The organism is Rhizobium giardinii bv. giardinii H152 (genome assembly GCF_000379605.1).
Classification (GTDB): Bacteria; Pseudomonadota; Alphaproteobacteria; order Rhizobiales; family Rhizobiaceae; genus Pararhizobium; species Pararhizobium giardinii.
On record NZ_KB902578.1, the window covers coordinates 594210 to 619176 of the forward strand.

Annotated in this window: 20 protein-coding genes; 12 read left to right on the forward strand and 8 right to left on the reverse strand. The window is 60.9% G+C overall.

Annotation, left to right across the window (positions count from 1 at the left end; all coding sequences use genetic code 11):
- Window positions 1-13: 13 nt before the first annotated feature.
- Window positions 14-1003 carry a glycosyltransferase family 2 protein gene (locus tag A3AY_RS0103020; protein ID WP_026203051.1) on the reverse strand — a complete coding sequence of 330 codons (990 nt, stop codon included), beginning with the start codon at window positions 1001-1003 and terminating at the stop codon, window positions 14-16.
- Window positions 1004-1163: 160 nt separating this feature from the next.
- On the opposite strand from A3AY_RS0103020, the gene A3AY_RS34400 reads away from it, so the two are divergent.
- The 3 genes from A3AY_RS34400 to A3AY_RS0103035 are packed head-to-tail and all read left to right on the forward strand — an operon-like array spanning window position 1164 to window position 4143.
- A complete protein-coding gene (locus tag A3AY_RS34400) occupies window positions 1164-2441 on the forward strand; it encodes a glycosyltransferase (RefSeq protein WP_018324204.1) in 1278 nt (425 codons plus the stop codon).
- Window positions 2438-3253 (forward strand): WecB/TagA/CpsF family glycosyltransferase, encoded by an 816-nt coding sequence (locus A3AY_RS0103030; RefSeq protein WP_018324205.1) that lies wholly within the window; start codon window positions 2438-2440, stop codon window positions 3251-3253. The genes A3AY_RS34400 and A3AY_RS0103030 overlap by 4 nt, the downstream gene beginning before the upstream one ends.
- Window positions 3254-3264: 11 nt before the next feature.
- A complete protein-coding gene (locus tag A3AY_RS0103035; RefSeq protein WP_018324206.1) occupies window positions 3265-4143 on the forward strand; it encodes a DUF6492 family protein in 879 nt (292 codons plus the stop codon).
- A 6-nt stretch (window positions 4144-4149) separates the two neighbouring features.
- Here the strand turns inward: A3AY_RS0103035 and A3AY_RS0103040 are convergent, their stop codons facing one another.
- Entirely contained in the window at window positions 4150-5415 is a 1266-nt protein-coding gene (locus A3AY_RS0103040) for a lipopolysaccharide biosynthesis protein (RefSeq protein ID WP_018324207.1), read from the reverse strand.
- A gap of 308 nt (window positions 5416-5723) precedes the next feature.
- Between A3AY_RS0103040 and A3AY_RS34405 the strand changes: the two genes are divergently transcribed.
- Complete coding sequence (locus A3AY_RS34405) at window positions 5724-7715, forward strand: GumC family protein (protein WP_051108252.1); 1992 nt, start codon at window positions 5724-5726, stop codon at window positions 7713-7715.
- Window positions 7716-7939: 224 nt separating this feature from the next.
- A complete protein-coding gene (gene folD, locus A3AY_RS0103050; RefSeq protein ID WP_018324208.1) occupies window positions 7940-8839 on the forward strand; it encodes a bifunctional methylenetetrahydrofolate dehydrogenase/methenyltetrahydrofolate cyclohydrolase FolD in 900 nt (299 codons plus the stop codon).
- A gap of 17 nt (window positions 8840-8856) precedes the next feature.
- On the opposite strand, the gene A3AY_RS0103055 is transcribed toward folD, so the two are convergent.
- On the reverse strand, window positions 8857-9888 hold the full coding sequence (locus A3AY_RS0103055) for a substrate-binding domain-containing protein (RefSeq protein ID WP_026203053.1): 1032 nt from the start codon (window positions 9886-9888) through the stop codon (window positions 8857-8859).
- 297 nt (window positions 9889-10185) lie between these two features.
- Between A3AY_RS0103055 and A3AY_RS0103060 the strand changes: the two genes are divergently transcribed.
- From A3AY_RS0103060 to A3AY_RS0103090, 7 genes are all read left to right on the forward strand, one after another.
- Window positions 10186-11544 carry an ABC transporter substrate-binding protein gene (locus A3AY_RS0103060; RefSeq protein WP_026203054.1) on the forward strand — a complete coding sequence of 453 codons (1359 nt, stop codon included), beginning with the start codon at window positions 10186-10188 and terminating at the stop codon, window positions 11542-11544.
- Window positions 11545-11854: 310 nt separating this feature from the next.
- A complete protein-coding gene (locus A3AY_RS0103065; protein ID WP_018324211.1) occupies window positions 11855-12865 on the forward strand; it encodes a carbohydrate ABC transporter permease in 1011 nt (336 codons plus the stop codon).
- 1 nt (window position 12866) lies between these two features.
- Entirely contained in the window at window positions 12867-14015 is a 1149-nt protein-coding gene (locus A3AY_RS0103070) for a carbohydrate ABC transporter permease (RefSeq protein WP_018324212.1), read from the forward strand.
- 27 nt (window positions 14016-14042) lie between these two features.
- A complete protein-coding gene (gene bglA, locus A3AY_RS0103075) occupies window positions 14043-15707 on the forward strand; it encodes a beta-galactosidase BglA (protein ID WP_018324213.1) in 1665 nt (554 codons plus the stop codon).
- A 60-nt stretch (window positions 15708-15767) separates the two neighbouring features.
- Window positions 15768-16856 (forward strand): ABC transporter ATP-binding protein, encoded by a 1089-nt coding sequence (locus A3AY_RS0103080; RefSeq protein ID WP_018324214.1) that lies wholly within the window; start codon window positions 15768-15770, stop codon window positions 16854-16856.
- A gap of 135 nt (window positions 16857-16991) precedes the next feature.
- Complete coding sequence (locus A3AY_RS0103085) at window positions 16992-17399, forward strand: hypothetical protein (protein WP_018324215.1); 408 nt, start codon at window positions 16992-16994, stop codon at window positions 17397-17399.
- Window positions 17400-17499: 100 nt separating this feature from the next.
- Window positions 17500-17865: a GFA family protein gene (locus A3AY_RS0103090; RefSeq protein ID WP_018324216.1), complete on the forward strand. Its 366-nt coding sequence runs from the start codon at window positions 17500-17502 to the stop codon at window positions 17863-17865.
- A gap of 53 nt (window positions 17866-17918) precedes the next feature.
- Here the strand turns inward: A3AY_RS0103090 and edd are convergent, their stop codons facing one another.
- The 5 genes from edd to A3AY_RS0103115 form a co-directional block, all read right to left on the reverse strand.
- Window positions 17919-19739 (reverse strand): phosphogluconate dehydratase, encoded by a 1821-nt coding sequence (gene edd, locus A3AY_RS0103095; protein WP_018324217.1) that lies wholly within the window; start codon window positions 19737-19739, stop codon window positions 17919-17921.
- 84 nt (window positions 19740-19823) lie between these two features.
- Entirely contained in the window at window positions 19824-20522 is a 699-nt protein-coding gene (gene pgl / locus A3AY_RS0103100) for a 6-phosphogluconolactonase (RefSeq protein ID WP_026203056.1), read from the reverse strand.
- A gap of 10 nt (window positions 20523-20532) precedes the next feature.
- On the reverse strand, window positions 20533-22008 hold the full coding sequence (zwf, locus tag A3AY_RS0103105; RefSeq protein WP_018324219.1) for a glucose-6-phosphate dehydrogenase: 1476 nt from the start codon (window positions 22006-22008) through the stop codon (window positions 20533-20535).
- Window positions 22009-22102: 94 nt separating this feature from the next.
- Window positions 22103-23389: an NAD(P)/FAD-dependent oxidoreductase gene (locus tag A3AY_RS0103110; RefSeq protein ID WP_018324220.1), complete on the reverse strand. Its 1287-nt coding sequence runs from the start codon at window positions 23387-23389 to the stop codon at window positions 22103-22105.
- A gap of 16 nt (window positions 23390-23405) precedes the next feature.
- The gene (locus tag A3AY_RS0103115; RefSeq protein WP_026203057.1) at window positions 23406-24842 is read right to left on the reverse strand and encodes a glutamine synthetase family protein; all 1437 of its coding nucleotides are present in this window, start codon (window positions 24840-24842) and stop codon (window positions 23406-23408) included.
- Between the last annotated feature and the right edge of the window lie 125 nt (window positions 24843-24967).

Below are 24967 nucleotides of genomic sequence, written 5' to 3' on the forward strand. Positions count from 1 at the left end.
CGTCCGGCGTTTCTCAGTTCTTTTCCGGGTTGCGGTACTGTTCGTTGACGAGGCCGAGTTCCATCATCAACCGTCCGCAGGCCACGTAAAAATGGTAAAGCCCCGCCGCGGGAAGCCGGGTTGATCGCCACAGGGAAATGCCGCGAATGGGCGAAGCGGCAAGCAGGGCAAGCGATTTGGCAATTGTCTTCATGCGGCCGGCAACTCCTGGCGCCGCGCGATGTTCGAGCAGTGCCGAAATCGCGCCATTCCTCAGGCTTCGCGCCCTGATCCACGACACTTCCGTCCGTCGCGCCGGGATCGTCTCGGCAACCCAGGCTTCGGCCGCCCAGGCGAATGTGAAACCGTTCTCCTTGCTGCGGCGATAGAAGTCGCTATCCCCGCCACCAATGAAATTGAACACCGGATCGAGGAACGGCTGCGGCATGGCGTCGAGGACGGGCCGCGTGATCAGCACGTTTCCGGAGGAGTAGAGGATGGGGACCAGGCCGGTTGTCTCGTAGTGAGGCATGAAGACGGGGTGACGCTTCTGGTCGTTGCGCTTCTGGTCCTCGAAATCGGGCAGTTGCGGTCCACCCACCAGATCCGCTCTGGTCTGTCTATGTACCGATATGAGACGGTCGAGCCAGTCGGGCGCGGCAATCTCGTCGTCGTCGATAACAGCGATGGATTTAAGATTGGGGTAGGTGGTAAGCGCCATCGACCAGCCGGCATTATAGGCGTGGCAGTTGCCACGCTGATGGGCGATCAAGACAACGGCGTTGATCCGGTGGCCGGCAAAAAACGTTCTTGCCGCTTCGGCTCCTTCAAGACCGTCTGCGTCATTTTCCATCACCACGATCGCAAAGGGGCTGCCAGGCTCCTGTGAAATCACGGTTTTCAGGGTCTTGATCAGATGTTCGGGCCGTCGAAATGTCGGCAGGGTGACGACGAGTTCGACGCTCTCTGCCGCATCCACCGTCGTCTGGTAGAACACAGTCACATCCGGGGCAGGCGGGGTCATGGTGGGAACCTGTTGAAGGCATCGCTTTGGCAAACACTAAAGCAAATCTTCCTAAACAGATACTAAATTTCCAAATTCGCTTTTGAATGAATGGTTTAAAGGGGATTTCACGCCGCGTTGCTACAGTCCGCGCAGTTGTTCTCAGGTCTCGCGTGGCAGCATGCATCTCGTTTTGGTTTCCTCTCTGGTACCGGTGGAGAACCCTTCATCGGGGTTCGACATTGCCAACCGTATTCTTCTGGACGGCCTTTGCGCGCTCGGCCACCGGGTAAGCGTGATCGGCTATCTCCAGCCGGGACAGGCTGCGGCTGCGGAGAGCGACACATGTCTCTTGGGCGAGCTCGAGGTCGCCAACGCCAAGGTTGGCGTTGCAACGAAACTTCGCTGGTTGGCAACGGCCATTCTCAATCGAACGACCCTGTCATCGGCAAAGATGTTGAAGACCCGCGCCGAGCATATCGAGATGCTGCTGCAAGGCCTCCAGCCGTTCGACGCGATCATCCTCAATTCCATACAATTGCCGGGCGCTTTCGCCGCCGTGTTCCAGAAGCATCCGACGATCTATGTCGCCCATAACGTCGAGGCCGATTCTGCGCTCGAGAATGCGGCGTCGGCGTCCGGATTGCTGGAACGGCTTCTGTTCAAACGTGAGGCCAGTCTTCTTGAACGGGTCGAGCGGCAACTCACGCGGGGCGCTGCCGCGGTCTGGACGTTCGCAGAAGCCGATCGTTTCGGCTTCGGTTACGCGGTCTCGGATCGCGCCGCCGTCCTGCCATTGGTGACGCGTTGGGAATTGCCGGAAAACGGTGTCGCAAGGCTGCCGGAACATGATCTGGCTTTGATCGGGACCTGGAGCTGGAAGCCGAACCGGATCGGGCTCGATTGGTTCCTTTCCAAGGTTGTGCCGCTTCTGCCAGCCGATATGTCGATCGGCATCGCCGGGCAGATGCCGGATGCGCCCGCAGTTTCCCATCCCGGCCTGCGTTTCCTCGGCAGGGTGCCGGATGCCCGCGCCTTCGTCGAGGCCGGCGCCGTCATCCCGCTGATCAGTCGCGGCGGCACGGGCGTCCAGCTGAAAACCATCGAGACCTTCGAGCTCGGCATGCCGAGCGTGGCCACGCGCGCCTCCTTGCGCGGCATTGGCGAGATCCCGGCCAATTGTTCTGTCGCCGACGATCCGGCCGAATTCGCGCGGCTGCTGACCGAGAAGGTGGCGCAGGTGCGGGCCGGCGACCGCCAGCGCATTACGGGCGCGACCTTCCATCGTGCGCAGAAAGCCAGGTTGCTCGGAACGCTCGAGCGGGGCCTTGCCGGTTTGGCAAAACCCACCTCGTCGCCTGCTCAGCGCTTCGCCGCCGAGACACCATTCGCGATGGAAAAGAAAGCCCGCACTGCATCCCATGGCTTTGCCGTGCTCGAGGGAGGAAAATCACAATGAATGTCTCCCCGAGCCCATCCATCACTGCGTCGCAGCGGATGATACTCGACGTGCCGGTCTGCGACTTCGGTTGGGCGGATGCTTTCGCCTTTACCGACGAAATCGCGTCGCTGCCGATCGGGCAGACGGTCATTTCGTTCCTCAATGCCAACAACGCCAATCTGATGATGCGCGATCCGGAATATCGGGCGGCACTCAAGCGCCATATCGTTCTGCCTGACGGCCACGGCGTCGACATCGCCTCGTGGCTGTTCCACGGGAAGGTCTTCCCGGCCAATCTGAACGGTACCGATTTCGTGCCGGCGCTGATGACCTATATGACGACGCCAAGGCGTGTTGCGATGATCGGCGCGCGTGCGGAGATCTTGAAGCGGGCAGCGGCGAATTTCCAAAAGCATTCGCCGTGGCACGAGTTCATTCCGGTCTCCGACGGTTTTTTCGACGCGGCACAGTCGGACGAGGTGATGGCGAGGGTTCGCGAACTCGAGCCGGACATCCTGCTGATCGCGATGGGTAGCCCGAAGCAGGAGAAATGGATCGACCGCCATGTCGGTCCCGGCCATGCGCGGCTGGTGATCAGCGTCGGTGCGCTCTTCGACTTCATGGCGGAAGAGGTGCCGCGTGCATCAGCGACCGTCCGGCGTTTGCGGCTGGAATGGCTGCACCGGCTGATTCACGAGCCGAAGCGCCTGTGGCGCCGCTATCTCCTGGGAAATCCGCTGTTCATGTATTACATTGTCCGCCACAAGCTGGCAGGGCGCGCGAAGGCATCGCCGGTCAGCGGGCAGCCCGCCGAATCTCGATCGTTCTGACGGATACCATGATGCGCACCGCTGTCGTGACGGCCTCCTACGCCAATGATTTCGAGCGATGCCGCCTGCTGTGCGAAAGCATGGATATGCGGCTGAAGGGCGATTGGGTTCATTACCTGCTGGTTGCCCCGTTTGACGTTGCCCTGTTTCGCCAGTTGGAAGGCTCACGCCGTCAGGTCATCAGCGAGAGTGATCTTTTGCGTTGGTGGCTGCGTGCCGTGCCGGATCCGATGTCGGCAGGCCGCCGCAAACTCTGGATCAGTCCCTACAGCCTTCCCTTGCGTGGCTGGCATGTGCAGCAATTGCGCCGGATGGCGCTCTGCCGCCACATCAGGGAAGAGACGATGTTCGCGGTCGATTCCGATGTGGTTTTCCTGCGGGACTTCGATCCTGCCGACCTCTGGCAGGGTGATCGGCTGACGCTTTACCGCAAGGATGGGGCGATCGGCGAGCGGATGCGCTCCAACCATCTCGAATGGCTTACCCATTCCGACAGGCTGCTCGGCATCGGCCCGTTCAGCCTGCCCGCCCACGATTATATCAACACCCTGATCGCCTGGCGCACCGATAGCTGCCGCGCGCTGCTCGATCACGTCGAGGCGCTGCATGGGCGCGACTGGATCCGTGCGGTGATCCGCTCACGGCAGTTTTCGGAATGCATGATCTACGGTCGCTTTGTCGATGAAGTGTTGAAGGGCGAGGGCCACGCGGCATCTCCCGACGGGCTCTGCCACGTCCTCTGGTTCGACGACAGCTATGCGCGTGATATCAGTGGCCTGAGGCATTTCCTGTCGGAAATGTCGCCGCATCACATCGGTATCGGCGTGCAATCCTTTGTCGGACACGATCTCGCCGACATCCGCAACGTCATTTTCGAACGCGCTGCTTGATCGTCCTCAGATCGCCCGGCTGGCTTCGTGGCGCAGGGCGCTATAGGTGAGCGCGAACGATGCGCCATAGAGCGCCAGATACACGCCGTTGAGCAGGGGCGCCCAATAGGAAACATCGGTGCTGGCCGTGAAGACCGCTGCGAGCAGGGCGACTTTCACGACACCCGCAACAATCAGGTTGAACATCCGGCGCACGGTGCGGCCCGTCGCATAGAGCAGTTCCGAGTGATATTCGACCAGATTGCGGAACGAGGGTACCAGAAGCACAGCCATCAGGTAGGGGGCCGCCTCGGCGACGTTGTTTCCAAGTCCGCGCGGAAAAATCCAGAGATAGATGGCCATGGCAGTTATTGCCAAGAAGGATACTGCTGCGACCAGAGCTTCGATCGTCAGTCGCGTCCGCCAGGATGAGATCGTGCCGGGCGTACGCATGATCTTCTGCACCAGCAGCATGTTGAACGAACGCACCGGAAGCGCCGTCAGGTCTGCCAGCCGCATGATGATCGCATAGATGCCCGAAACCTGAGGGCCGCCGATGGCAAGCACGGCGATCTTGTCGAATTCCGATTGGATGTAGAACAGCACTTCGGAACCTGCGACCGAGACGGAATCCACCCAGCGGCGAATGTAGAGTTCCGGCCGCCAGCGCAGCCGCACCTTGGGAAAAAACCAGATGATGGCGATCAACAGCGCGATCCCGTTGGCTGCGAGGTAAAACAGCGACCAATCTGCGAGTGACGTCCAATGCGACAGCGAAAAGGCAAGCGCTGCCGCCGTGCGCATGCCCGTGCCGATCACCACCATCAGCGCGGCGCGACCGAAGCGTCCGAGGCCGTTGAGCACGATGACGACGACTTCCAGTCCGCGCCAGCAGATGATTTCGGCAGCCATGAAAGTGAGGAAGACGCCAAGCGCCATGTCGCGTTCGAAGACGGCGTAGTAAACGGCAAGGGATAAAATGACGATGAACGGCAAAGAGAGAAGGGCGCCGGCTGCAAACCCGGCACTATAGGTGCCGAGCAGCAAGGGCTTGACGGTGGCAACGCGGTAGAGCGGCGACATGAAGCCGAAGGCGAGCACCCGCGAGATCATGATGCCGGCGGCGGACGCCGTCGCGAACAGGCCGAACTCCGCGACGGAAAGCCCGTTGGCGATGCAGATGAAATAGACAAGGGACAGCACGAGCCTGCCTGCCGACCCGCCCGTCATGGAAAGATAGGCGTGGATCACGCCGCTGTGGCGCGCATAGAGGGTCTTGGCAAAATCGATCACGTGCTGGGTCCAGATGTGCTGTCCCGTTTTCTAGTCGCTAAAGCTTAATGAGCAGTTTGAAGCGCAGGAATTTGCAGCAATTGCCGGGCGTTGGCGGCCGGGTGTTAACGGTTTGTTTCCCATAAAAATCTAAGCTTCGTTCACAATTCGTCCTTTGCCCCGATCGCGGGCGCTTGCAGGCCTCGATGTTTGATCCGGATGACAACAAACGGACTGTGGTTCGGCGCTCCCTTCTTGACGTTTCGTCAAGCGGGGCGGAAACGTCGCGCCGTCCGTCACCATCCTCTGCCGCGGAGCGGCGCGCACCAGTGCATGGCGCCGCCGCGCTGCTGAGCCGGCTGGGCAGCCCGGCGGTCGAGCCGCACGCGGGACAGGTCCGCAAGGACGACCGGCGTCTCGCGCGCCAGGAGACCGTACACGAGCCGAACAAAACCGGCGGTTTTCTTGCCGGCTGGTTCAAGCGTGGCATCGACAAGGTGGAGCCGGCACGAGCAACCGAGACGCAGAATGCTGTTGCCGGTTATTCTTCGCTGGCGGTGCCTTCCTCCTTCGAAGTGCCCCCGGGGGAACAGGATCGGCCGTTGATCGACCTTGCCACGATCCTCAGATCAGTCTGGCAGCTTCGCAAGGTTGTCGTGGCATTGACCGTTGCCGGTGCGGTGGGCGGCGTGCTGCTCGCCATGTCGACCCCCAGCCTCTATGTTTCCGAGAGCAAGCTCTATATCGATCCGCGCGAGGTGCGGCTGACGGATTCGGACCTGTCCAAGGAAAGCCTGGCGACCGAGGCCATTCTGGCGCTGGTCGACAGTCAGCTCGAAGTGCTGCGATCGCGCACGGTTCTCGAGAAAGTCGCGATTGATCTGGGTCTCGACCGTGACGCGGAATTCGGCGGAAGTTCCACGAGCAAGGGCGGCCTGGCGGCCGGGATCGGCGTCATCCGCGAGATCGTTTCTCCCGCCAGGGGAAAGCCGGCGCCGGCATCGGGCGTCAATCCGCGCACGCTCGAAACCTTGAGCGAAGCCGTCAGCGTATCGCGCGATCCGAAGACCTTCATCGTCACCGTCGAGGTGCAGACCCGCGATCCGGCAAAATCGGCGCTGATCGCCAACCGTCTTGTTTCGACATTCCTCGCAGAGGAGCAGGCGGCTCAGTCCGGCTTCTTCCAGAAAACCACGGCGTCGCTCGACAGTCGGTTGGCTGATCTGCGCAAGGAGTTGGATACCGCTGAAAACGCGGTCGAAAAATACAAGGCCGACCACGACATCGTCGATGCTGACGGCAAACTGATTTCCGACAAGCAGCTTCTTTCCCTCAACGATCAGGTTGCCGCCGTGCGCAACCGCATCGCCGAGGCGAGAGCCAAGGCGGACGTGGCCACGAAGACCCGGTTGAATGACGTCCTCAGCGGCGCGTTTCCTGAGGAATTGAGCTCGGTTAGCCTGCAGGAGTTGCGCAAGCAGTATTCGACGGCGCGCGCGCAATTGGGTGCGCTCGACGCGAGCCTTGGGCCGCGCCATCCCCAGAGACTTGCCGCCGTCCAGTCGCTCGAGATTGCGCGTTCCGAAATCGGCAACGAGCTTCGCCGCATCGAGGCAACGGCGCAAACCGAGTTGCAGCGCGCTGTCCGCACCGAGAAAGATCTCGTCCAGCAATTGGCGGTTCGCAAGGCGCAGCAGGTCAATTCGTCCGCCGACTTCATCGAATTGCGCGAACTGCAGCGCAAGGCGAATGCGACCCGAACCATCTACGAATCCTTCCTGAAGCGGGCCAGCGAAACCGGCGAGGAGGAAAAGCTCACCTCGAAGAATATCCGCGTCATCTCCTCCGCGGAACCGCCGCTGCAGGCCAGAGGTCCCTCACGCAAGCTGATCGCGATCGGCGGTCTGATTGCAGGGTTCGCGGCGGGCGTCGGGCTGGGCATCGCGCTCGGCGCCTACAGAAGCCTGAGAGACGTGTTCCAACGGTCGAACCAACCGGTGAGCGCAGTTCCGCAGCGCGACCTGCCAGGGCAGGATCATTTTCATCCGGCCGATCGGGCGGGCTCGGAATACTTCGCCGACCCATTGGCCGTCCTGGCGGAGCATCGGACCCGGGTGCCGTCGGTGCATCATGCGGCTGCCTCGGCGGCTGCCCTCTCGGTTCTTCCCGCGCGCCGGGACGCAGCTCCATCTCTCCTCAGCGACCACCCGCGGAAGCAGGATAAGGATAGCGGCAACATGGCGCAGGTTCAGGCCGATTTGCGCGCGCTGCGCGCCCGCGTCGAGCGCTATGCGAGATCGCGCCCCAGCGAACGGCGTTAGTCGATTTTTCTGATTTGTGAAAACGGATCGGTGCACGGCGAGCGCCCGTCAGCTTCATTCTGCAACAATGATAGAAAATCGCGGACCGGTCGTGTTTCCGCAGCGCGACCGCCCGATCGGACTTGAATTTATTCGATCTGGACAGCATAGGACGCATTGAGGCCACTCATATTTGTTTCTGAAACTAGAGTGAAACGGAACAAGCGAAAATCTGGGAGAATACCGTGACGACCGTGATTGATGGCAAGCAAGTTGCAGCTTCGGTGATCGACGCCGTGAAAGCCGCGTCGCAGACGCTGCAGGACGAGACGGGCATCAAGACCGGTCTGGCCGTCGTCATCGTCGGCAACGACCCCGCAAGCCATGCCTATGTTTCCGCCAAGAGCAGGATGGCGAAGGAATGCGGTTTCACCTCGGTCCAGCACACGCTGCCCGAGGAAACGACGCAGGAGGAACTCGCGGCTCTGGTTCAGACCTTGAACGAGGATGAAAGCCTGCACGGCATCCTCGTGCAGCTTCCCCTGCCAAAGCATCTTAAGTCCGAGCCGATCATCCAGTCCATCCTGCCGGAAAAGGATGTTGACGGCCTGCATGTCGTCAATGCCGGAAAGGTCGCGACCGGCGATCTCGACGGCGGTCTTGTCTCCTGCACGCCGGCCGGTGCCATGGTTTTTGTCAGACGCACCCATGGAGAAGATCTCTCCGGTCTCAACGCCGTCGTCATTGGCCGCTCCAACCTGTTCGGCAAGCCGATGGCGCAGTTGCTGCTCGCGGCCAACGCGACCGTGACCATCGCCCATTCGCGCACCAAGGACCTGCCCGCCGTCTGCCGCGGCGCCGATATCCTCGTTGCTGCCGTCGGCCGTCCGCAAATGGTCAAGGCCGACTGGGTGAAGCCCGGCGCGACTGTCATCGATGTCGGCATCAACCGCATTGCCGCGCCCGAAAGGGGCGAGGGCAAGTTCCGCCTCGTCGGTGATGTCGCCTTCGCGGAATGCGCAGAAGTTGCCGAGGTCATCACGCCGGTTCCGGGCGGCGTTGGCCCGATGACCATCGCCATGCTGATGGCCAATACGGTCATTGCCGCCTACCGCAAGGCCGGCAAGAAGGCGCCGAAATTCTGACGCATCTGTCGCCGGCCCTATGACTTTGGGGCAGGACCGGTCGACGCCCTGACGATCAGTTCAGCCCGCCAGAGCTCTTGATCCGGATAGTCTCCGGTCTTCATGATGCGGGAAATCAATCGGGCGGCGATACGCGAGCCGGCTGCCCTGAGCGACGAGCGCGTGGTCGTCAGCGGGACGCTGAAATTTTCCGGCTTCAGCATCGGCAACACGTCGTCATGGGCGATCAGCGAGATATCCGTGCCGAGTTGCAAGCCGACCTTGTTGATTGCTCGGACCGCGCCGAGCGCGATCACCGTACTGGAACACAGAACGGCGGTCGGCGGCTCGTCGCGCTCGAGAAACTGCTGCATCGCGCGGTGGCCATATTCATCCGTCATCAGCGAATGCTGCGACAGGCTCTCGTCGAAAGGCAGGCCGTTTTCCTCCAGCGCGCGCTGCATGCCCTTTTTGCGGCGGATCGAAAAAGTCAGATTGGCCGGGCCGTTGATCAGGGCGATCCGCCGGTGTCCGAGCTGAATGAGAAGCCGCGCCGCGTCATAGAAGGCCGCGGTGTTGTCGATGTCGAGGAAGGGATAGTCGGCCGGTTGTTCGATTGCCCGGCCGTGGACGACGAAGGGGATCGACAGCGATTTCAGCATGGCGATGCGCGGATCGTTGGCGCGCACATAGGCGAGGAACAGCGCATCGACATTGCCGCTGGCGGCCAGCCGCTTGAACGTTGCTTCTTCGTCCTCGGGCGCGCTCGGATTGATGACGAAATGAAAATCGTGCCTGACGGACTCCTCGCCGAGTCCGGCCAGGAATTCGCCGAAATGGACGTCCGAATCGATCCCCTGGGCGATCGGCATGACGAGACCGATGGAGCCTGCCCGGCCGGTTGCCAGTCTCTGGGCGGCGCGGTTCGGCCGGTACCCTGTTTCGCGCACGGCGCTTAAGACGCGCTGGCGTGTTTCGGCGTTGACTTCCGGATATCCGTTGAGCGCCCGGCTGACCGTCGTTTGCGACAGGCCCAACATTTCTGCGAGCTGTTTCAAATTCACATTCATGGTCCGCGCGTCCTCCCAAAGCGCTTTGATTTGCATTTGATTTTTGCTTTCCATCCACAGCGCGCGGCGGATTTTGTATCACCGGTGGTAGCAGTCAACCAGAAAAATCCACTTTATTGCATTGCAAACATTCGCTGCGCTGCAGGATTTCGCCGATTTTTCGCCATTTACGGGAAAGTCCTTGACTTCCTGCCGGTCGAAATGATTTGTTAGCAAACTCAAAGCGCTTTGAATTTCGAGGCGCAATGATGTTCGCCCGGCGCCAACTTGGCTGGGTCTTTCTTGGGAGGAAATGACGTGAAGAGAACATTCTTGATGGGAGTGGCAGCCATCGCGCTTGTGGCGGGTGCCGCCAATGCCGCCGAGCTGAAATTCAAGCCGGGCGAAGATTCCAAATTCAACTGGGGAAGCTACGAGGAATTCAAGAAGGGTCATGACCTCAAGGGTCAGACGCTGACGATCTTCGGCCCCTGGCGCGGCGAAGACCAGGCGCTGGTCGAGTCGGTATTGGATTATTTCCGCGATGCGACCGGTGTGGACGTGAAATACTCGTCCTCCGAAAACTACGAGCAGCAGATCGTCATCGATACGCAGGCCGGCAGCCCGCCGGACGTCGCCGTCTTGCCGCAGCCGGGCCTGATCGCCGATCTTGCTTCGAAAGGCTATCTGACGCCGCTTGGCGAAGAGACCCAGAAGTGGCTTCTCGACAACTATGCTGCCGGTCAGTCCTGGGTCGATCTATCGACCTATGCGGGCAAGGACGGCAAGAAGGAACTCTACGCATTCCCCTACAAGATCGACGTGAAGTCGCTCGTCTGGTACGTGCCGGAAAACTTCGAGGACTCGGGGTATGAAGTTCCGAAGACGATGGAAGAGCTGAAGGCGCTCACCGAGAAGATCGTTGCCGATGGCGGCACGCCGTGGTGCATCGGTCTCGGTTCCGGCGGTGCCACCGGTTGGCCGGCGACCGACTGGGTCGAAGACATGATGCTGCGTACGCAGCCGGCAGATGTCTACGACAAGTGGACCACCAACGCCATTCCGTTCACCGATCCGGCTGTCGTCGGTGCAATCGATGAATTCGGCTGGTTCGCGAAGAACGACAAGAACGTCGATGGCGGTGCCGCAGCCGTGGCGTCCACCGACTTCCGCGACAGCCCGAAGGGCCTCTTCTCCTCTCCGCCGAAGTGCTACCTGCACCATCAGGCGTCGTTCATCCCGTCTTTCTTCCCGGAAGGCACGGTTGTCGGCGAGGATGCGGACTTCTTCTACATGCCGCCTTACGCAAGCAAGGCCGACCTCGGCAACCCGGTTCTCGGCGCCGGCACGCTCGCCATGATCACCAAGGACACGCCGGCGTCGCGCGCTTTCATCGAGTTCCTGAAGACGCCAATCGCGCATGAAGTCTGGATGGCGCAGTCGAGCTTCCTCACGCCGCTCAAGAGCGCCAACAAGGACACCTATGCCAACGGTCCGATGAAGAAGCAGGGCGAAATCCTGCTCAACGCCACGACCTTCCGCTTCGATGGTTCCGATCTGATGCCGGGCAAAATCGGCGCTGGTGCGTTCTGGACCGGTATGGTCGACTATGTCGGTGGCAAGTCGTCCGCTGATGTCGCAGCCGATGTCCAGAAGGCCTGGGACGCGATCAAGTAAGGTCGAAGATGTCGGCGGATGACCCGCCAGCCTTCTGAGTCACCAATGAAACGGTGCCGGGATCTGTTCCGGCACCACAATCAAAAAAGACTGGAGACCCGAAACTCTGCTTCGGTCCTGTAGCGGGATGAGCGGATGTCGAGAGGGTTGAAAGGCGTCTCTGAACGGGACAGCCACGCCGGGCGTACGACTATATCATCGCCGGCAGCCAACCGTTCAGCCTGTCGCGGTATCCAGACGGTGCTGGGATCAAGCGGCACGGGCGGATAGGCCGCGCTGATGGCCATGTATTGCAGGGGAGGAAGTTGCCATGCAGCAGTTGCTTTTTGCCATCACAACGATGGCCGCGGGGGTTCTCGCCTGCGTCGCCTATTTTTACGGGACGAACTGGATTCTTGACCGGATTTTTCCGTCGAAAGGTCTGACCGGCAAGGTCGCGTCGCGCAACCTGCGCATCACCAACACGATCCGTCCATGGCTCTTTCTCGGGCCGGCGATGGTGTCGCTGACCATCTACCTGATCTACCCGGTGATCGAATCCGTCTGGTTGAGCTTCCACGACAAATCCGGACAGACGTTCGTGGGCATCAGCAACTTCAAATGGATGATCAATGACGGCGAATTCCGCCAATCGATCTACAACAATTTCCTCTGGCTGCTCGTCGTTCCGGCCGCTGCCACTTTCTTTGGCCTGATCATCGCGGCGCTGACCGATCGCATCTGGTGGGGCAATATTGCCAAGACGCTGATCTTCATGCCGATGGCGATATCCTTCGTCGGTGCCTCCGTTATCTGGAAATTCATCTATGACTTCCGCCCGGAAGGCTCCGAGCAGATCGGTCTTCTGAATGCGCTGGTGGTTGCTTTCGGCGGTTCACCGGAAGCCTGGATGACGCTGCCCTTCTGGAACAATTTCTTCCTGATGGTGATCCTGATCTGGATCCAGACCGGTTTCGCCATGGTCATCCTGTCGGCGGCGCTGCGCGGCATTCCGGAAGAGACCATCGAGGCTGCCGTCATCGACGGTGCCAATGGCCTGCAGATTTTCTTCAAGATCATGATCCCGCAGATCTGGGGCACGATCGCCGTCGTCTGGACGACGATCACCATCCTGGTGCTCAAGGTCTTCGATATCGTTCTCGCCATGACCAACGGGCAGTGGCAAAGCCAGGTCCTCGCCAACCTGATGTTCGACTGGATGTTCCGCGGTGGCGGCGACTTCGGCCGTGGCGCGGCGATTGCCGTCGTCATCATGGTGCTGGTGATCCCGATCATGATCTGGAACATCCGCAACGCTGCCAAGGAAATGGAAGGCCGCTGAGATGATCGCTTCTGCTCGTTCTCCCCTTGTCTGGGTCGTCCATCTCTCCGTCATCCTGCTGGTCCTGCTCTGGACTCTGCCGACCGCCGGCCTGTTGATCTCGTCGCTTCGCGACAAGGACCAGCTCGCCGTCTCGGGCTGGTGGACCGCTCTTTCCACCTCGACACAGAGCCTCGTCTACCGTGCGCCCGGCGCGGACAAGCAGGTGGAGAAGGACGGCAAGTTCGTCATTTCCGGCAATTTGCTGGAAGGCCAGTCGACCGGCCTAGTCTCCGCTTTCGGCTTCAACAGTCGCGAGCCGACGGCATTCCAGCCGGGACAGACAGCAGATCTCAGCGATGGCGAAAGGCTCACCGTACAGGCTGACGGGACGTTTGAAATTGTCTCCGACAAGGGGATGGAAGGCACGCGCGGCCAGCGGATCTTCTATACGGCAGCCGTTCCGCCACGCTTCACCATCGACAACTATATTGAAGTCATGCGGGCGGAAGGCATCGGCGCTTCCTTCATCAACTCGCTGACGGTCGCTATACCCTCGACGATCATTCCGATCCTGGTCGCCGCTTTTGCCGCCTATGCCCTGGCCTGGATGAAGTTCCCCGGCCGCGCGATCCTGATCGCCGTCGTCGTCGGCCTTCTGGTCGTACCGCTGCAGATGTCGCTGATTCCCCTTCTGAAATTGTACAACGGCGTCGGAGCCTTCCTTGGTGTCCCGGCCAAGACCTATGTCGGCATATGGCTTGCGCATATGGGCTTCGGCCTGCCGCTTGCCATCTATCTCTTGCGCAACTACATGGCTGGGCTGCCGCGTGAAATCATGGAGTCCGCCCGTGTGGATGGCGCCAGCGACTTCGATATCTTCGTCAAGATCATCCTGCCGCTCTCCTTCCCCGCACTCGCGTCCTTTGCCATCTTCCAGTTCCTCTGGACCTGGAACGACCTGCTGGTCGCCATGGTCTTCCTCGGCACGGGCAACGATTCGCTCGTCCTGACCGGGCGCCTGGTCAACCTGCTCGGCTCGCGCGGCGGCAATTGGGAGATCCTGACGGCTTCTGCCTTCATCACCATCATCGTCCCTTTGATCGTCTTCTTCAGCCTGCAGCGCTATCTCGTACGCGGCCTGCTGGCGGGCTCGGTCAAGGGCGGCTGAACTTCTGAAAATGGGAATTGGACTGAAATGAACATGAGCACGACCCCGGCGGGTAGTTCCACCCTGACGGCCGACCGCGACTGGTGGCGCGGCGCGGTGATCTATCAGATCTACCCGCGTTCCTACCAGGACTCCAATGGCGACGGCATCGGTGACCTGAAGGGCATCACCGCCCGCCTGCCGCATGTCGCCTCGCTCGGCGTTGACGCGATCTGGATCTCGCCGTTCTTCACCTCGCCGATGAAGGATTTCGGCTATGACGTGTCGAACTACAACGGTGTCGATCCGATCTTCGGCCTGCTTTCCGATTTCGACGACCTGATCGCCGAGGCGCACCGCCTCGGCATCCGGGTGATGATCGATCTCGTGCTGTCGCATACGTCCGACCAGCATCCCTGGTTCGTCGAAAGCCGCTCCAGCCGTTTCAATCCGAAGGCGGACTGGTATGTCTGGTCGGATTCCAAGCCCGACGGCACGCCGCCGAATAACTGGATGTCCATCTTCGGTGGCTCCGCCTGGCAGTGGGACCCGACGCGGCTGCAATACTACATGCACAACTTCCTGACGTCGCAGCCGGACCTCAACCTGCACAACCCGGACGTTCAGGATGCTTTGCTCGCCGTCGAGCGCTTCTGGCTGGAGCGCGGCGTCGACGGTTTCCGGCTGGACACGATCAACTTCTATTTCCACGACAAGCAGCTGCGCGACAATCCGGCGCTGGCGCCGGAGCGCCGCAATGCCAACACGGCGCCGGCGGTCAATCCGTACAACTATCAGGAACATCTCTACGACAAGAACCAGCCGGAGAACCTGGAGTTCCTGAAGCGCTTCCGCGCCGTCATGGACGAGTACCCGGCGATCGCCGCCGTCGGCGAAGTCGGTGACAGCCAGATCGGCCTCGAGATCGCCGGCCAGTACACGTCCGGCGGCGACAAGATGCATATGTGCTACGCCTTCGAATTCCTGGCCCCCGATCCGCTGACGCCGGCAGGTGTTGCGCAGGTGCTGCATGATTTTGCCAAGGCGGCGCCGCAAGGTTGGGCCTGCTGGGCGTTTTCAAACCATGATGTTGTCCGCCATGTCAGCCGCTGGAGCCTCGGCATCAGCGATCACGAAGCGCACGCGAAGTTTCTCGCCAGCCTGTTGATGACCTTGCGCGGCTCCGTTTGCATCTACCAGGGCGAGGAACTCGGCCTGACCGAGGCAGACCTTGCCTTCGAGGACCTGCAGGATCCCTACGGCATCCAGTTCTGGCCCGATTTCAAGGGACGTGACGGCTGCCGTACGCCGATGGTCTGGGATGCCAGCGCCGTCAACGGCGGTTTCGGCGACGGCAAACCCTGGCTGCCGGTGCCGCAGGAGCATCTCGCCCGTGCCGTCTCGGTGCAGCAGACGGATCAGCGCTCGGTGCTCAACCACTATCGGCGGTTCCTGGCGTTCCGCAAACAATATCCGGCCTTCGCAAAGGGAGAGATCGAGTTCCGCCCCTATGAGGCGCCGGTGCTCGGTTTCGAGCGCAGGTTCGGCAACGAGACGATCCTGTGCCTGTTCAATATGAGCGGCGAGGCGACAGCCGTCGACCGCCCGGTCGAAAAGCTCGAAGTGCTCGAAGGGCACGGTTTCGAAACACATCTGGGCGACGACAAGATCACGCTGCCGGCCTGGAGCGGCTTTTTCGCCCGTGTCGATTAATCGGATCAAGCCGGCATCCGCGGGTGCCGATAAAAATGAGAGATGGAAGGGGAGGATGACATGTCGGGTTTGCAACTGAAGGATATCCGTAAGTCCTACGGCGCGGTGGATGTCATTCACGGCATCGATCTGGAGATCAAGCAGGGCGAGTTCGTGGTGTTCGTCGGGCCATCCGGCTGCGGCAAGTCCACGCTCTTGCGAATGATCGCCGGGCTTGAGGAAATCTCCGGCGGCGAAATGTATATCGCCGATCGCCTGGTCAACGATGTGCCGCCCTCGCAGCGCGGCATAGCCATGGTCTTCCAGTCCTATGCGCTCTATCCGCACATGACGGTTTACGACAACATGGCCTTCGGCATGCGCATCGCCAAGGAATCGAAGGAGGAGATTGACCGGCGCGTCCGCTCGGCCGCCGATATCCTGCAACTCACCAAATATCTCGACCGTCTGCCGAAGGCGCTATCCGGCGGTCAGCGCCAGCGCGTCGCCATCGGGCGGGCCATCTGCCGCGATCCGAAGGTGTTCCTGTTCGACGAGCCCCTGTCGAACCTGGACGCCGCGCTTCGCGTCGCCACCCGCATCGAGATTGCCAAGCTGAACGAGGCGATGGCCGACACGACGATGATCTACGTCACCCACGACCAGGTCGAGGCGATGACGTTGGCTGACCGTATCGTGGTTCTGTCTGCCGGTCATATCGAGCAGGTCGGCCCGCCGCTCGAACTCTATGAGCGCCCCGCCAATCTTTTCGTCGCCCGCTTCATCGGCTCTCCGGCGATGAATATCATTCCGGCGAAGATCGTGGCGACCGGCGCGGAAACGACGGTCGAATTGACGGGCGGCAAGCGGGATGTTCTCGACATCGCGACCGCGGCCTCCGAAAACGGCAAGACGGCAAGTTTCGGCGTCCGCCCGGAAGACCTGCGGGTTTCGACCGGCGACAGTTTCCTGTTCGAGGGCACGGTCGCGATTATCGAAGCGCTAGGTGAGGTCACTCTCCTTTATATCGAGGGACTGGTCGCAAACGAACCGATCATCGCCAAGATACCCGGCATTCTTGATATCAAGCGTGGCGACAAGGTTCGGTTCACCGCCGACAAGGCCAAGCTGCACCTGTTCGACGCAAGCGGCAAAAGTTATCGCGCTTAGATTGCTCGATGAATCCGTCCGGATCTCCGTTCCGGCCGGATTTTGTTGCAACCAGCACGAATTTCATCCCGGCTCCACACTCTGTTAAAATCTCCGCTGCTAACGTGTTTGAAAACACAGCAGGGGAGAGCAGCGATGCGGGGGCAGGCATCCGACAGACCGACATATCTCAGCCGCGAAGAATCCTTCATGTACGATCGGGAGGCCAACTTCCCGATGGAGGAAACGCGCAACGAGGCACGTATCGAATATACCGAAAACGGTATGCTCAACCTGTCCTCGCGCCGCTGCGAATTGCTGCAGATCTCAAAAAGCAGCGCGGTCATCGGCATCGCCACGCAGTTCAAGCTGCCCCAGAACTTCTATCTCGATATTCCGAGCGCGCGCATCGGCATGATCGGCTGCATCGTCAAGCGCATCCACGCCAACAATCTCCTGGAAGCGCGTTTCCTGCGCCTGATGTCGGAACGCGACCTCAACCGCATCTTTGTCTACAGCACCCATCCCAACCACCGGAACCGGGTTCTCGACATCTATGGCTGATGGTTGTGATCCTGTTTGAGTGTCGGTGACGACACGCTTGACTCTGCTCGCGAGAGGCGGATTGATAGGCATCGGACACGGCAAAGCGAGATGATCACCGATGGAACGACCCTATCGCCTATCCTGTCATTGTGGCGATATCTTCCTTGAAGTCGACGAGGAGATTTCCGAGCTGATCGAATGCAATTGTTCGACCTGCCGGCGCTCCGGCTTTCTCCACTGGAAGGTTCCTGCCAACAAGATAACGCTGCTCAGCGAACGGCGACGCCTATCCACCTATGTCTGGCGCTGCGTCACCGAGGGCCATCATTTCTGTCCGACATGCGGCGTTGCCCTGATGCGCACTGGCTACCCCGGCGAGCGCGTGTCGGTCAATGCGCGCTGCATCGAAGGCATCGACATTTTCGACTTGCAGATCGAGCGTTACGACGGCCGCAGCGACATGCATCCGGGTCCGCTGCCCTGATCAAGAGCTGGAAAGGAAGGCCCCCGGTTTGATACCGGGGGCGCTCCTGCTCATTAGTGGAAGAAGACGCTGGCACCGTGTTCCGCCGCGCCGACTGCGGCCCGGAACGGTGCGAACATTTCACGACCCATCCCGAATTCATTGTGGGAGAGATCGGCTTCGGCCGGCGCACGGCTCGCCAGTTCGGACGCGTCGACGAGCACTTCGATCGTGCCTTGGATGGCGTCGAGCCGGATGATGTCGCCTTCGCGGATCCGGGCGATCGGTCCGCCTTCCTTGGCTTCCGGCGTCATGTGGATCGCTGAAGGAACCTTGCCGGAAGCGCCGGACATGCGACCGTCGGTAACTAGTGCGACGGTCTGGCCGCGATCCTGCAGGATGCCGAGCACGGTCGTCAGCTTGTGCAGTTCCGGCATGCCGTTGGCCTTCGGACCCTGGAAGCGGACCACGGCGACGAAATCGCCCTGCAGCTTGCCTTCCTTGAAGGCGGCCTGCAGTTCCGACTGGTCGTGGAAGATCTTGGCGGGCGCCTCGATCACATGGCGCTCCGGCTTGACGGCGGAAATCTTGATGACGGCCTTGCCGAGGTTGCCCGTCAGCATTTTCAGGCCGCCCGTCGGCTGGAACGGATGGTCGATAGTCGCCAACACCTTCGGATCGTGGCTCTGTGCCGGTGCCGGTTCACGGTGAATGGCGCCGTTGGCACCGAGCTTCACGTCGATCGCATAGGCATCGAGCCCCTGGCCGAAGACGGTGCGAACGTCGTCGTGCAGCAGCCCCTTTTTCAGGAGCTGACTGATCAGGTAGCCCATGCCGCCGGCTGCGTGGAAATGGTTCACGTCGGCAAGACCGTTCGGATAGACGCGGGCAAGCAGAGGAATGATGTCGGAAAGTTCCGAAATATCCTGCCATGTCAGCGCGATGCCGGCCGCGCGCGCCATGGCGACGAGGTGCATCGTATGATTGGTCGAGCCGCCGGTCGCATGCAGGCCGACGACGCCGTTGACGATCGAGCGTTCGTCGATCATCTCGCCGGCCGGGGTGAATTCGTTGCCGAGGGCGGTGATTGCCAAAGCCCGTTTCGTCGCTTCCCTGGTCAGCGCGTCGCGCAGCGGCGTACCTGGATTGATGAAGGAAGCGCCGGGCAAGTGGAAGCCCATGATCTCCATCAGCATCTGGTTGGAGTTTGCCGTGCCGTAGAAAGTGCAGGTGCCGGGGCCATGATACGACTTCGACTCGGCTTCGAGCAGTTCGTCGCGGCCGACCTTGCCTTCGGCGAACAGTTGCCGCACGCGCGACTTCTCGTCGTTCGGCAGACCGGAGGTCATGGGCCCCGCCGGAATGAAAACGGCCGGCAGGTGGCCAAACGTCATTGCGGCTATCATCAGGCCGGGCACGATCTTGTCGCAGACGCCGAGATAGACGGTCGAATCGAACATGTTGTGCGACAGGCCGACACCCGCCGCCATGGCGATCAGGTCGCGTGAAAACAACGAAAGCTCCATACCGGGCTGGCCCTGGGTCACGCCGTCGCACATCGCCGGCACGCCGCCCGCCACCTGCGCGATGCCGCCTGCTTCATGCGCCGCCTGGCGGATGAGGGCAGGGTAGGTCTCGAATGGCTGATGCGCCGACAGCATGTCGTTGTAGGAGGTGATGATGCCGAGATTGGGCACCGTGTCGCCCGAAAGGGCAGCCTTTTCCGAGGGGGAACAGACGGCGAAGCCATGGGCAAGGTTGCCGCAGCCGAGAACCGAACGATGCACACCCTTAGCTGCGGCGTTGCGCACGCGATCGAGGTAGGGCTCGCGGTAGGGTTTCGAACGCTCGACAATGCGGGCGGTGATGGCGGCAATGCGGGAATCAGCGGACATGATATATCCTGTTCCGGAGTCCTCGTGACTCCTCTAGTCAGCATGGTTGCGGTCATCCGGGTCTTGGGTCCCCGGATCCTGGCTTTATGGTGCCCAGTAAACCTGAAGCGGAGACGAGGCCCGGCGCAACATCGCCCGGATCGGCATCTCCGCCTCGTCGCCGGGCGCTTCTGCCTTGGCAAGAACCTCTTTCTTGCCGTTGCCTTCGATATGGAGCACGAGAAGCCGCGCGTCCTCAAGGCTGGAGAAAGTGAATGTCAGGCGCGGCTCGCCAGCGCCTTCGGCTTCCATCGTCATCACGCCGCGCGGCGTGGCGGGGTCGAGCGCCTCTGCGAGGCGGGTACCGCCGGGAAAGAACGAAGCGGTATGGCCGTCGCTGCCCATGCCGAGGACAGCGACATCGAAGGGACGGCCGATAGAGGCCGTCTGCTTGGCTGCAGCTGCAGCCGCAGCTTCCGCGGTCGGCGCCGGATAGTAGAGCGGCTCAAGCCTAGCGGCGGCGGCGGCATCGATCAGCAGATTGTCGCGAACGAGCTTCTCGTTGGAGCGGTCGCTGTCGGGGGCAACGAAACGCTCATCCACCAGCGTTACGACTACTTTGGACCATTCGATCGGCTTGCCGGAGAGCGCCTTGAAGAAGGCCTTCGGCGTTGAACCGCCGGAGACGGCGATGCAGGCTTGCCCGCGCGTGGCGATGGCCGCGGAGAGCGCCGAGGCCACGGCGCCGGCCAGCCCTTCGGCAAGGGCGGCACCGCTATCGAAAACATGCATCGTAGCCCTCATGCCGTTGCCCTCAGATCACTTCATGCCAGGTACGGCCGTCTCGCTCGATCAGCGCGATCGCCTGGCTCGGACCCCAGGTGCCGGCCGTATAGGCCTGAACCGGCTGGCCAACGGCTTCCCAGGATTTCAGGATCGGATCGACCCACTTCCATGCGGCCTCGACCTCGTCGCGGCGCATGAACAGGGTCTGGTTGTTGCGCACGACATCGAGCAGCAGACGCTCATAGGCATCGGCGCTGCGGGCATTGAAGGCTTCCGCGAAGGTCATGTCGAGGGAAACGTTGCGCAGACGCATGCCGCCCGGACCGGGGTCCTTGATCATCAGCGACTGCTTGACGCCTTCGTCCGGCTGCAGGCGGATGATCAACTGGTTGGCGGCGATGCGACCGGCCGCTTCGTCGAAGATCGAGTGCGGGATCGGTTTGAAGCTGACGACGATTTCCGACATGCGGCCCGCCATACGCTTGCCGGTGCGGATATAGAAGGGAACGCCCGCCCAGCGCCAGTTGCTGATCTCGGCCTTGATGGCGACGAAGGTCTCGGTGTTAGAGACGCCACCCTCAAGTTCTTCGAGGTAGCCTTTCACCGCACCGCCGGCGGAGGCGCCCGCCTTGTACTGGCCGCGCACCGTCAGTCTTTCGACATTGCTGGGGTTGATCGGTTTCAGCGCGCGCAGCACCTTCAGCTTTTCATCGCGCACGGCTTCCGCGTTCATCGATGGCGGCACCTCCATGGCGACAAGGCAGAGAAGCTGCAGGATATGGTTCTGCACCATGTCGCGGAGCGCACCGGCCTTGTCGTAATAGCCCGCGCGGCTCTCAAGCCCGACGGACTCCGCCACCGTGATCTGCACGTGATCGATATAGGAGGAATTCCACAGTGGTTCATAAAGCGTGTTGGCAAAGCGCAGCGCCATGAGGTTCTGCACGGTTTCCTTGCCCAGATAGTGGTCGATACGGAAGATCTGTTCTTCCTTGAAGACCTTGCCGATCGTGTCGTTGAGTTCGAGCGCGGAAGCGAGGTCGCGGCCGATCGGCTTTTCGACGACGATGCGCGTCATCTTGGTGATCAGCTTGTGGTCGCGAATCTTTTCCGAGATGTCGCCGAAGATGGCTGGTGCGACGGCGAGATAAAAGGCGCGGACCCGGTCCTTGCCTTCGTCCAGCAGCTGCTTCAACTGGTCCCAGCCATTGTCCGATTTGGCGTCGACTGGAACGTAGAAGAGGCGGTCGGTGAAAATCTTGACCTGTGCCTCGTCATACTCGCCCTGCTTGAGATGCTCCTTGAGGGCGTCCCGGGCGAATTTACGGTATTCCTCGTGGCTGAGAACGCTGCGCGACGCGCCGATAATGCGGGTCGGATTGCTCAGTTGGCCGTCCAGCTGGCGATGATAGAGGGCCGGAAGCAACTTGCGCTCGGCAAGGTCGCCGGTGCCTCCGAAAACCACATAGTCAAAGGGTTCCACAGGAATGATCTGGCTACTCATGAGAAATCTCGATCTCGTTCTGGTCTGGGGAGCTTATAATCTAATCGATTTAAAAGCGCTAGGGTGCGATGCAATAAAATGACAGGCACGGCTTTTAGAATTTGTCGCGCAAGGCATACCAGCTGAGCGCAAGGAACAAAAGCACGGAACGGAACCGCGTGCCGCCCGGAAAGGCAGGAATGTTCAGATCCCGGAAAAGTTCGAGATCCGAACGGTTGCCGGTCACGAGGTCGGCATAGAGCTTGCCACAATAGTTTGACAGCATGACGCCATGGCCGGAATAGCCGCCGATCGAGGTGACGCCGGGCATGACTTCGCGCACGAAGGGCTGTCGCGGTAGGGTGATGCCGACCGAGCCGCCCCAGGCATGGGTTATGTCGATGTTGGCCAGCGACGGGTAGATTTCCGCGATCTGGCGGCGGATATGGTCGGTGATATCGCGCGGATTGTCGGCCGTATAGGCTTCGCGCCCGCCAAACAGCAGCCGACCGTCCTTGGATTTGCGGAAATAGCGCACGACAAAGCGCGAATCGGCAACGGCCTCGCCGCCGGGCAGCACGTCCGGGAAATCGCTGAGGACTTGTGTCGCGCCGATGAAGGAGCGGATCGGCATCACATGCCGCGCCGTCACCGGCTCGAGATTGCCGATATAGCCGTTGCAGGCGATCAACGCTCTTTCCGCGCGGATGTTGCCCCTGTCGGTTTCGATGACGATCCGGCCATTGCTGTGGTTTATTTTCAGCGCCCTGGTCTTCTCGTGCAGCGAGGCGCCGGCCAGCGCTGCCTGCCTCGCCAGGCCGACAAGCAGCTTCATCGGCTGGATATGCCCGGTGCCGGTGTCGCGGATACCGAAGAGGTAACGCGTCGACCCCAGCCGGGCGACGGTTTCGTCGCGATCCATGAAGCTTTGATGTGGGTAACCGTAGCGAGAGGCGACGATCTCGATGCTGTCGCGGTAATCCTTCTCGAGGCTTTTCTTGTGAGAGACGTTGAGTTGGCCGGGAACATATTCGATGTCGATGCCATGCGTGGACGCAAAGGCGAGAAGGTATTTCTTGGCGTCCTCGGCGAGATCGAACAAAGCCTTCGATCGCGCAAAACCAAGCGAATCCTCAAGTTCCTCCGGCGACCAGCGTTGGCCGGTGCCGAGCTGCCCGCCATTGCGGCCGGAGGCTCCGTCGCCGAAGCGGCAGGCGTCGATCAGCGTGACGCGAACCCCCTTCAGGGCGAGATTATGGGCGGCCTGCAGGCCGGTGAAACCGCCGCCGACAATCGCCACGTCGGTCTCGATCGAACCGGACAGTGCCGGATATTCCGGCCGCTCTGGCACGGTGTCTTCATACCAGCAGATCCCCGGCGAGATCGGGCTTTGCCAAGGCATGGCTTAACCTTTCCGGTCAGACATTGAGAAGCAGGAATTCGCGTTCCCAGGGGCTGATCACCTGCATGAAGGTTTCGAATTCGCCACGCTTCACACCGGCATAGATGGCAATGAATTCGGGGCTGAAGACGTCGGCGAAGGCCGGTTCCGATTCGAGCAGCGAAACGGCCTCGAGCAGGCCGCGCGGCAGGTCGATGGTGCCGTCATTGACCGTGTCGTCGGATGGAGCAGATGGTTCCAGCGCCTCCAAAATGCCGAGATAGCCGCAACCGAGCGAGGCGGCCAGCGCGAGATAGGGATTGGCGTCCGAACTAGGCAGCCGGTTTTCGACGCGCCGTGCAACCGGCTCCGAAACCGGTACGCGGAAGGCCGTGGTGCGGTTGTCGTATCCCCAGGCATTGTTGACCGGCGCCGACATGTCGGGCGTCAGACGGCGATAGGAGTTCACATAAGGCGCCATCATCGACAGCGCCTTCGGGACATATTTCTGCATGCCGCCGATGAAGGAGAAGAATTCCTTCGATGCCGAGCCGTCGGCGTTGGAAAACAGGTTGCGTCCCGTATTGACCTCGATGACCGACTGATGGATGTGCATGGCGGAACCGGCCTGCGCCTGCATGGGCTTGGCCATGAAGGTCGCATAGATGCCGTGTTTCAGAGCAGCCTCGCGGATCGTCCGCTTGAACATGAAGACCTGGTCGGCAAGTTCGATCGGATCGCCATGGCGCAGGTTGATTTCGAGCTGTGCCGGGCCTTCCTCGTGAATCAGTGTGTCGATCTCCAGCCCCTGCTTTTCCGAGAAATGATAGATATCGTCGATCAGTTCGTCGAATTCGTTGACACCGGCAATGGAATAGCCCTGACCGCCTTGAATGGCGCGTCCGGAGCGGCCTTTCGGCGGATGCAGCGGATAATCGGGGTCCTCGTTCTTGGCGACCAGGTAGAATTCGATCTCCGGCGCGACGACCGGCTTCCAGCCTTTCTGCTGGTAGAGGTCGAGCACATGCTTCAGGACGTTGCGCGGCGTATAGGGCACGTTCTCGCCCTTCGACCCGGCAATGTCGCAGATGACTTGCGCCGTCGGATCCGTTTCCCATGGAACGACCGACAGGGTCGAAAGGTCCGGAACCAGCTTGATGTCGCTGTCACGGGAATCATAACGGAAGTTGCCGGTCTCCTCCGGGTACTCGCCGGAAATCGTATGACGATAGATCGCCGAGGGCAGGGCGAGCGACGTGTTGGAGGTGAATTTCGAAGACGGCATCATCTTGCCGCGCGGAACGCCGGCAATGTCGGGCGTGATGCACTCGATATCCTCGATACCGCGGATTTTCAGCCAGTCTGCGGCTTCCTTCCAGGTCTTGACACCACGGGCGGATTGCAATGCGGGGGGAATTTTTGAAGTCTTGCTGGTCTTTGATGTGTGTTGGGCAATGCTTCTTCTGGCAGGCATAAATCACCGGTTTTGGGTTCGGGTGGGCCATCATAGCCGGAGTTTGGTAATTGGCTAGGGTGAAAACCGGGACTTGCCATCACGCACAAGCTGTATTTGTGAACGCCATGGAACGCCAGCGATTG

Excerpts from the sequence above, each read along its gene's own strand:
- A3AY_RS0103020 (WP_026203051.1), bottom strand. The coding sequence starts at position 1,003 with ATGACCCCGCCTGCCCCGGATGTGACTGTGTTCTACCAGACGACGGTG.
- A3AY_RS34400 (WP_018324204.1), top strand. The coding sequence starts at position 1,164 with ATGCATCTCGTTTTGGTTTCCTCTCTGGTACCGGTGGAGAACCCTTCA.
- A3AY_RS0103030 (WP_018324205.1), top strand. The coding sequence starts at position 2,438 with ATGAATGTCTCCCCGAGCCCATCCATCACTGCGTCGCAGCGGATGATA.
- A3AY_RS0103035 (WP_018324206.1), top strand. The coding sequence starts at position 3,265 with ATGCGCACCGCTGTCGTGACGGCCTCCTACGCCAATGATTTCGAGCGA.
- A3AY_RS0103055 (WP_026203053.1), bottom strand. The coding sequence starts at position 9,888 with ATGAATGTGAATTTGAAACAGCTCGCAGAAATGTTGGGCCTGTCGCAA.
- A3AY_RS0103065 (WP_018324211.1), top strand. The coding sequence starts at position 11,855 with ATGCAGCAGTTGCTTTTTGCCATCACAACGATGGCCGCGGGGGTTCTC.
- A3AY_RS0103070 (WP_018324212.1), top strand. The coding sequence starts at position 12,867 with ATGATCGCTTCTGCTCGTTCTCCCCTTGTCTGGGTCGTCCATCTCTCC.
- bglA (WP_018324213.1), top strand. The coding sequence starts at position 14,043 with ATGAACATGAGCACGACCCCGGCGGGTAGTTCCACCCTGACGGCCGAC.
- A3AY_RS0103080 (WP_018324214.1), top strand. The coding sequence starts at position 15,768 with ATGTCGGGTTTGCAACTGAAGGATATCCGTAAGTCCTACGGCGCGGTG.
- A3AY_RS0103085 (WP_018324215.1), top strand. The coding sequence starts at position 16,992 with ATGCGGGGGCAGGCATCCGACAGACCGACATATCTCAGCCGCGAAGAA.
- A3AY_RS0103090 (WP_018324216.1), top strand. The coding sequence starts at position 17,500 with ATGGAACGACCCTATCGCCTATCCTGTCATTGTGGCGATATCTTCCTT.
- edd (WP_018324217.1), bottom strand. The coding sequence starts at position 19,739 with ATGTCCGCTGATTCCCGCATTGCCGCCATCACCGCCCGCATTGTCGAG.
- pgl (WP_026203056.1), bottom strand. The coding sequence starts at position 20,522 with ATGAGGGCTACGATGCATGTTTTCGATAGCGGTGCCGCCCTTGCCGAA.
- zwf (WP_018324219.1), bottom strand. The coding sequence starts at position 22,008 with ATGAGTAGCCAGATCATTCCTGTGGAACCCTTTGACTATGTGGTTTTC.
- A3AY_RS0103110 (WP_018324220.1), bottom strand. The coding sequence starts at position 23,389 with ATGCCTTGGCAAAGCCCGATCTCGCCGGGGATCTGCTGGTATGAAGAC.
- A3AY_RS0103115 (WP_026203057.1), bottom strand. The coding sequence starts at position 24,842 with ATGCCTGCCAGAAGAAGCATTGCCCAACACACATCAAAGACCAGCAAG.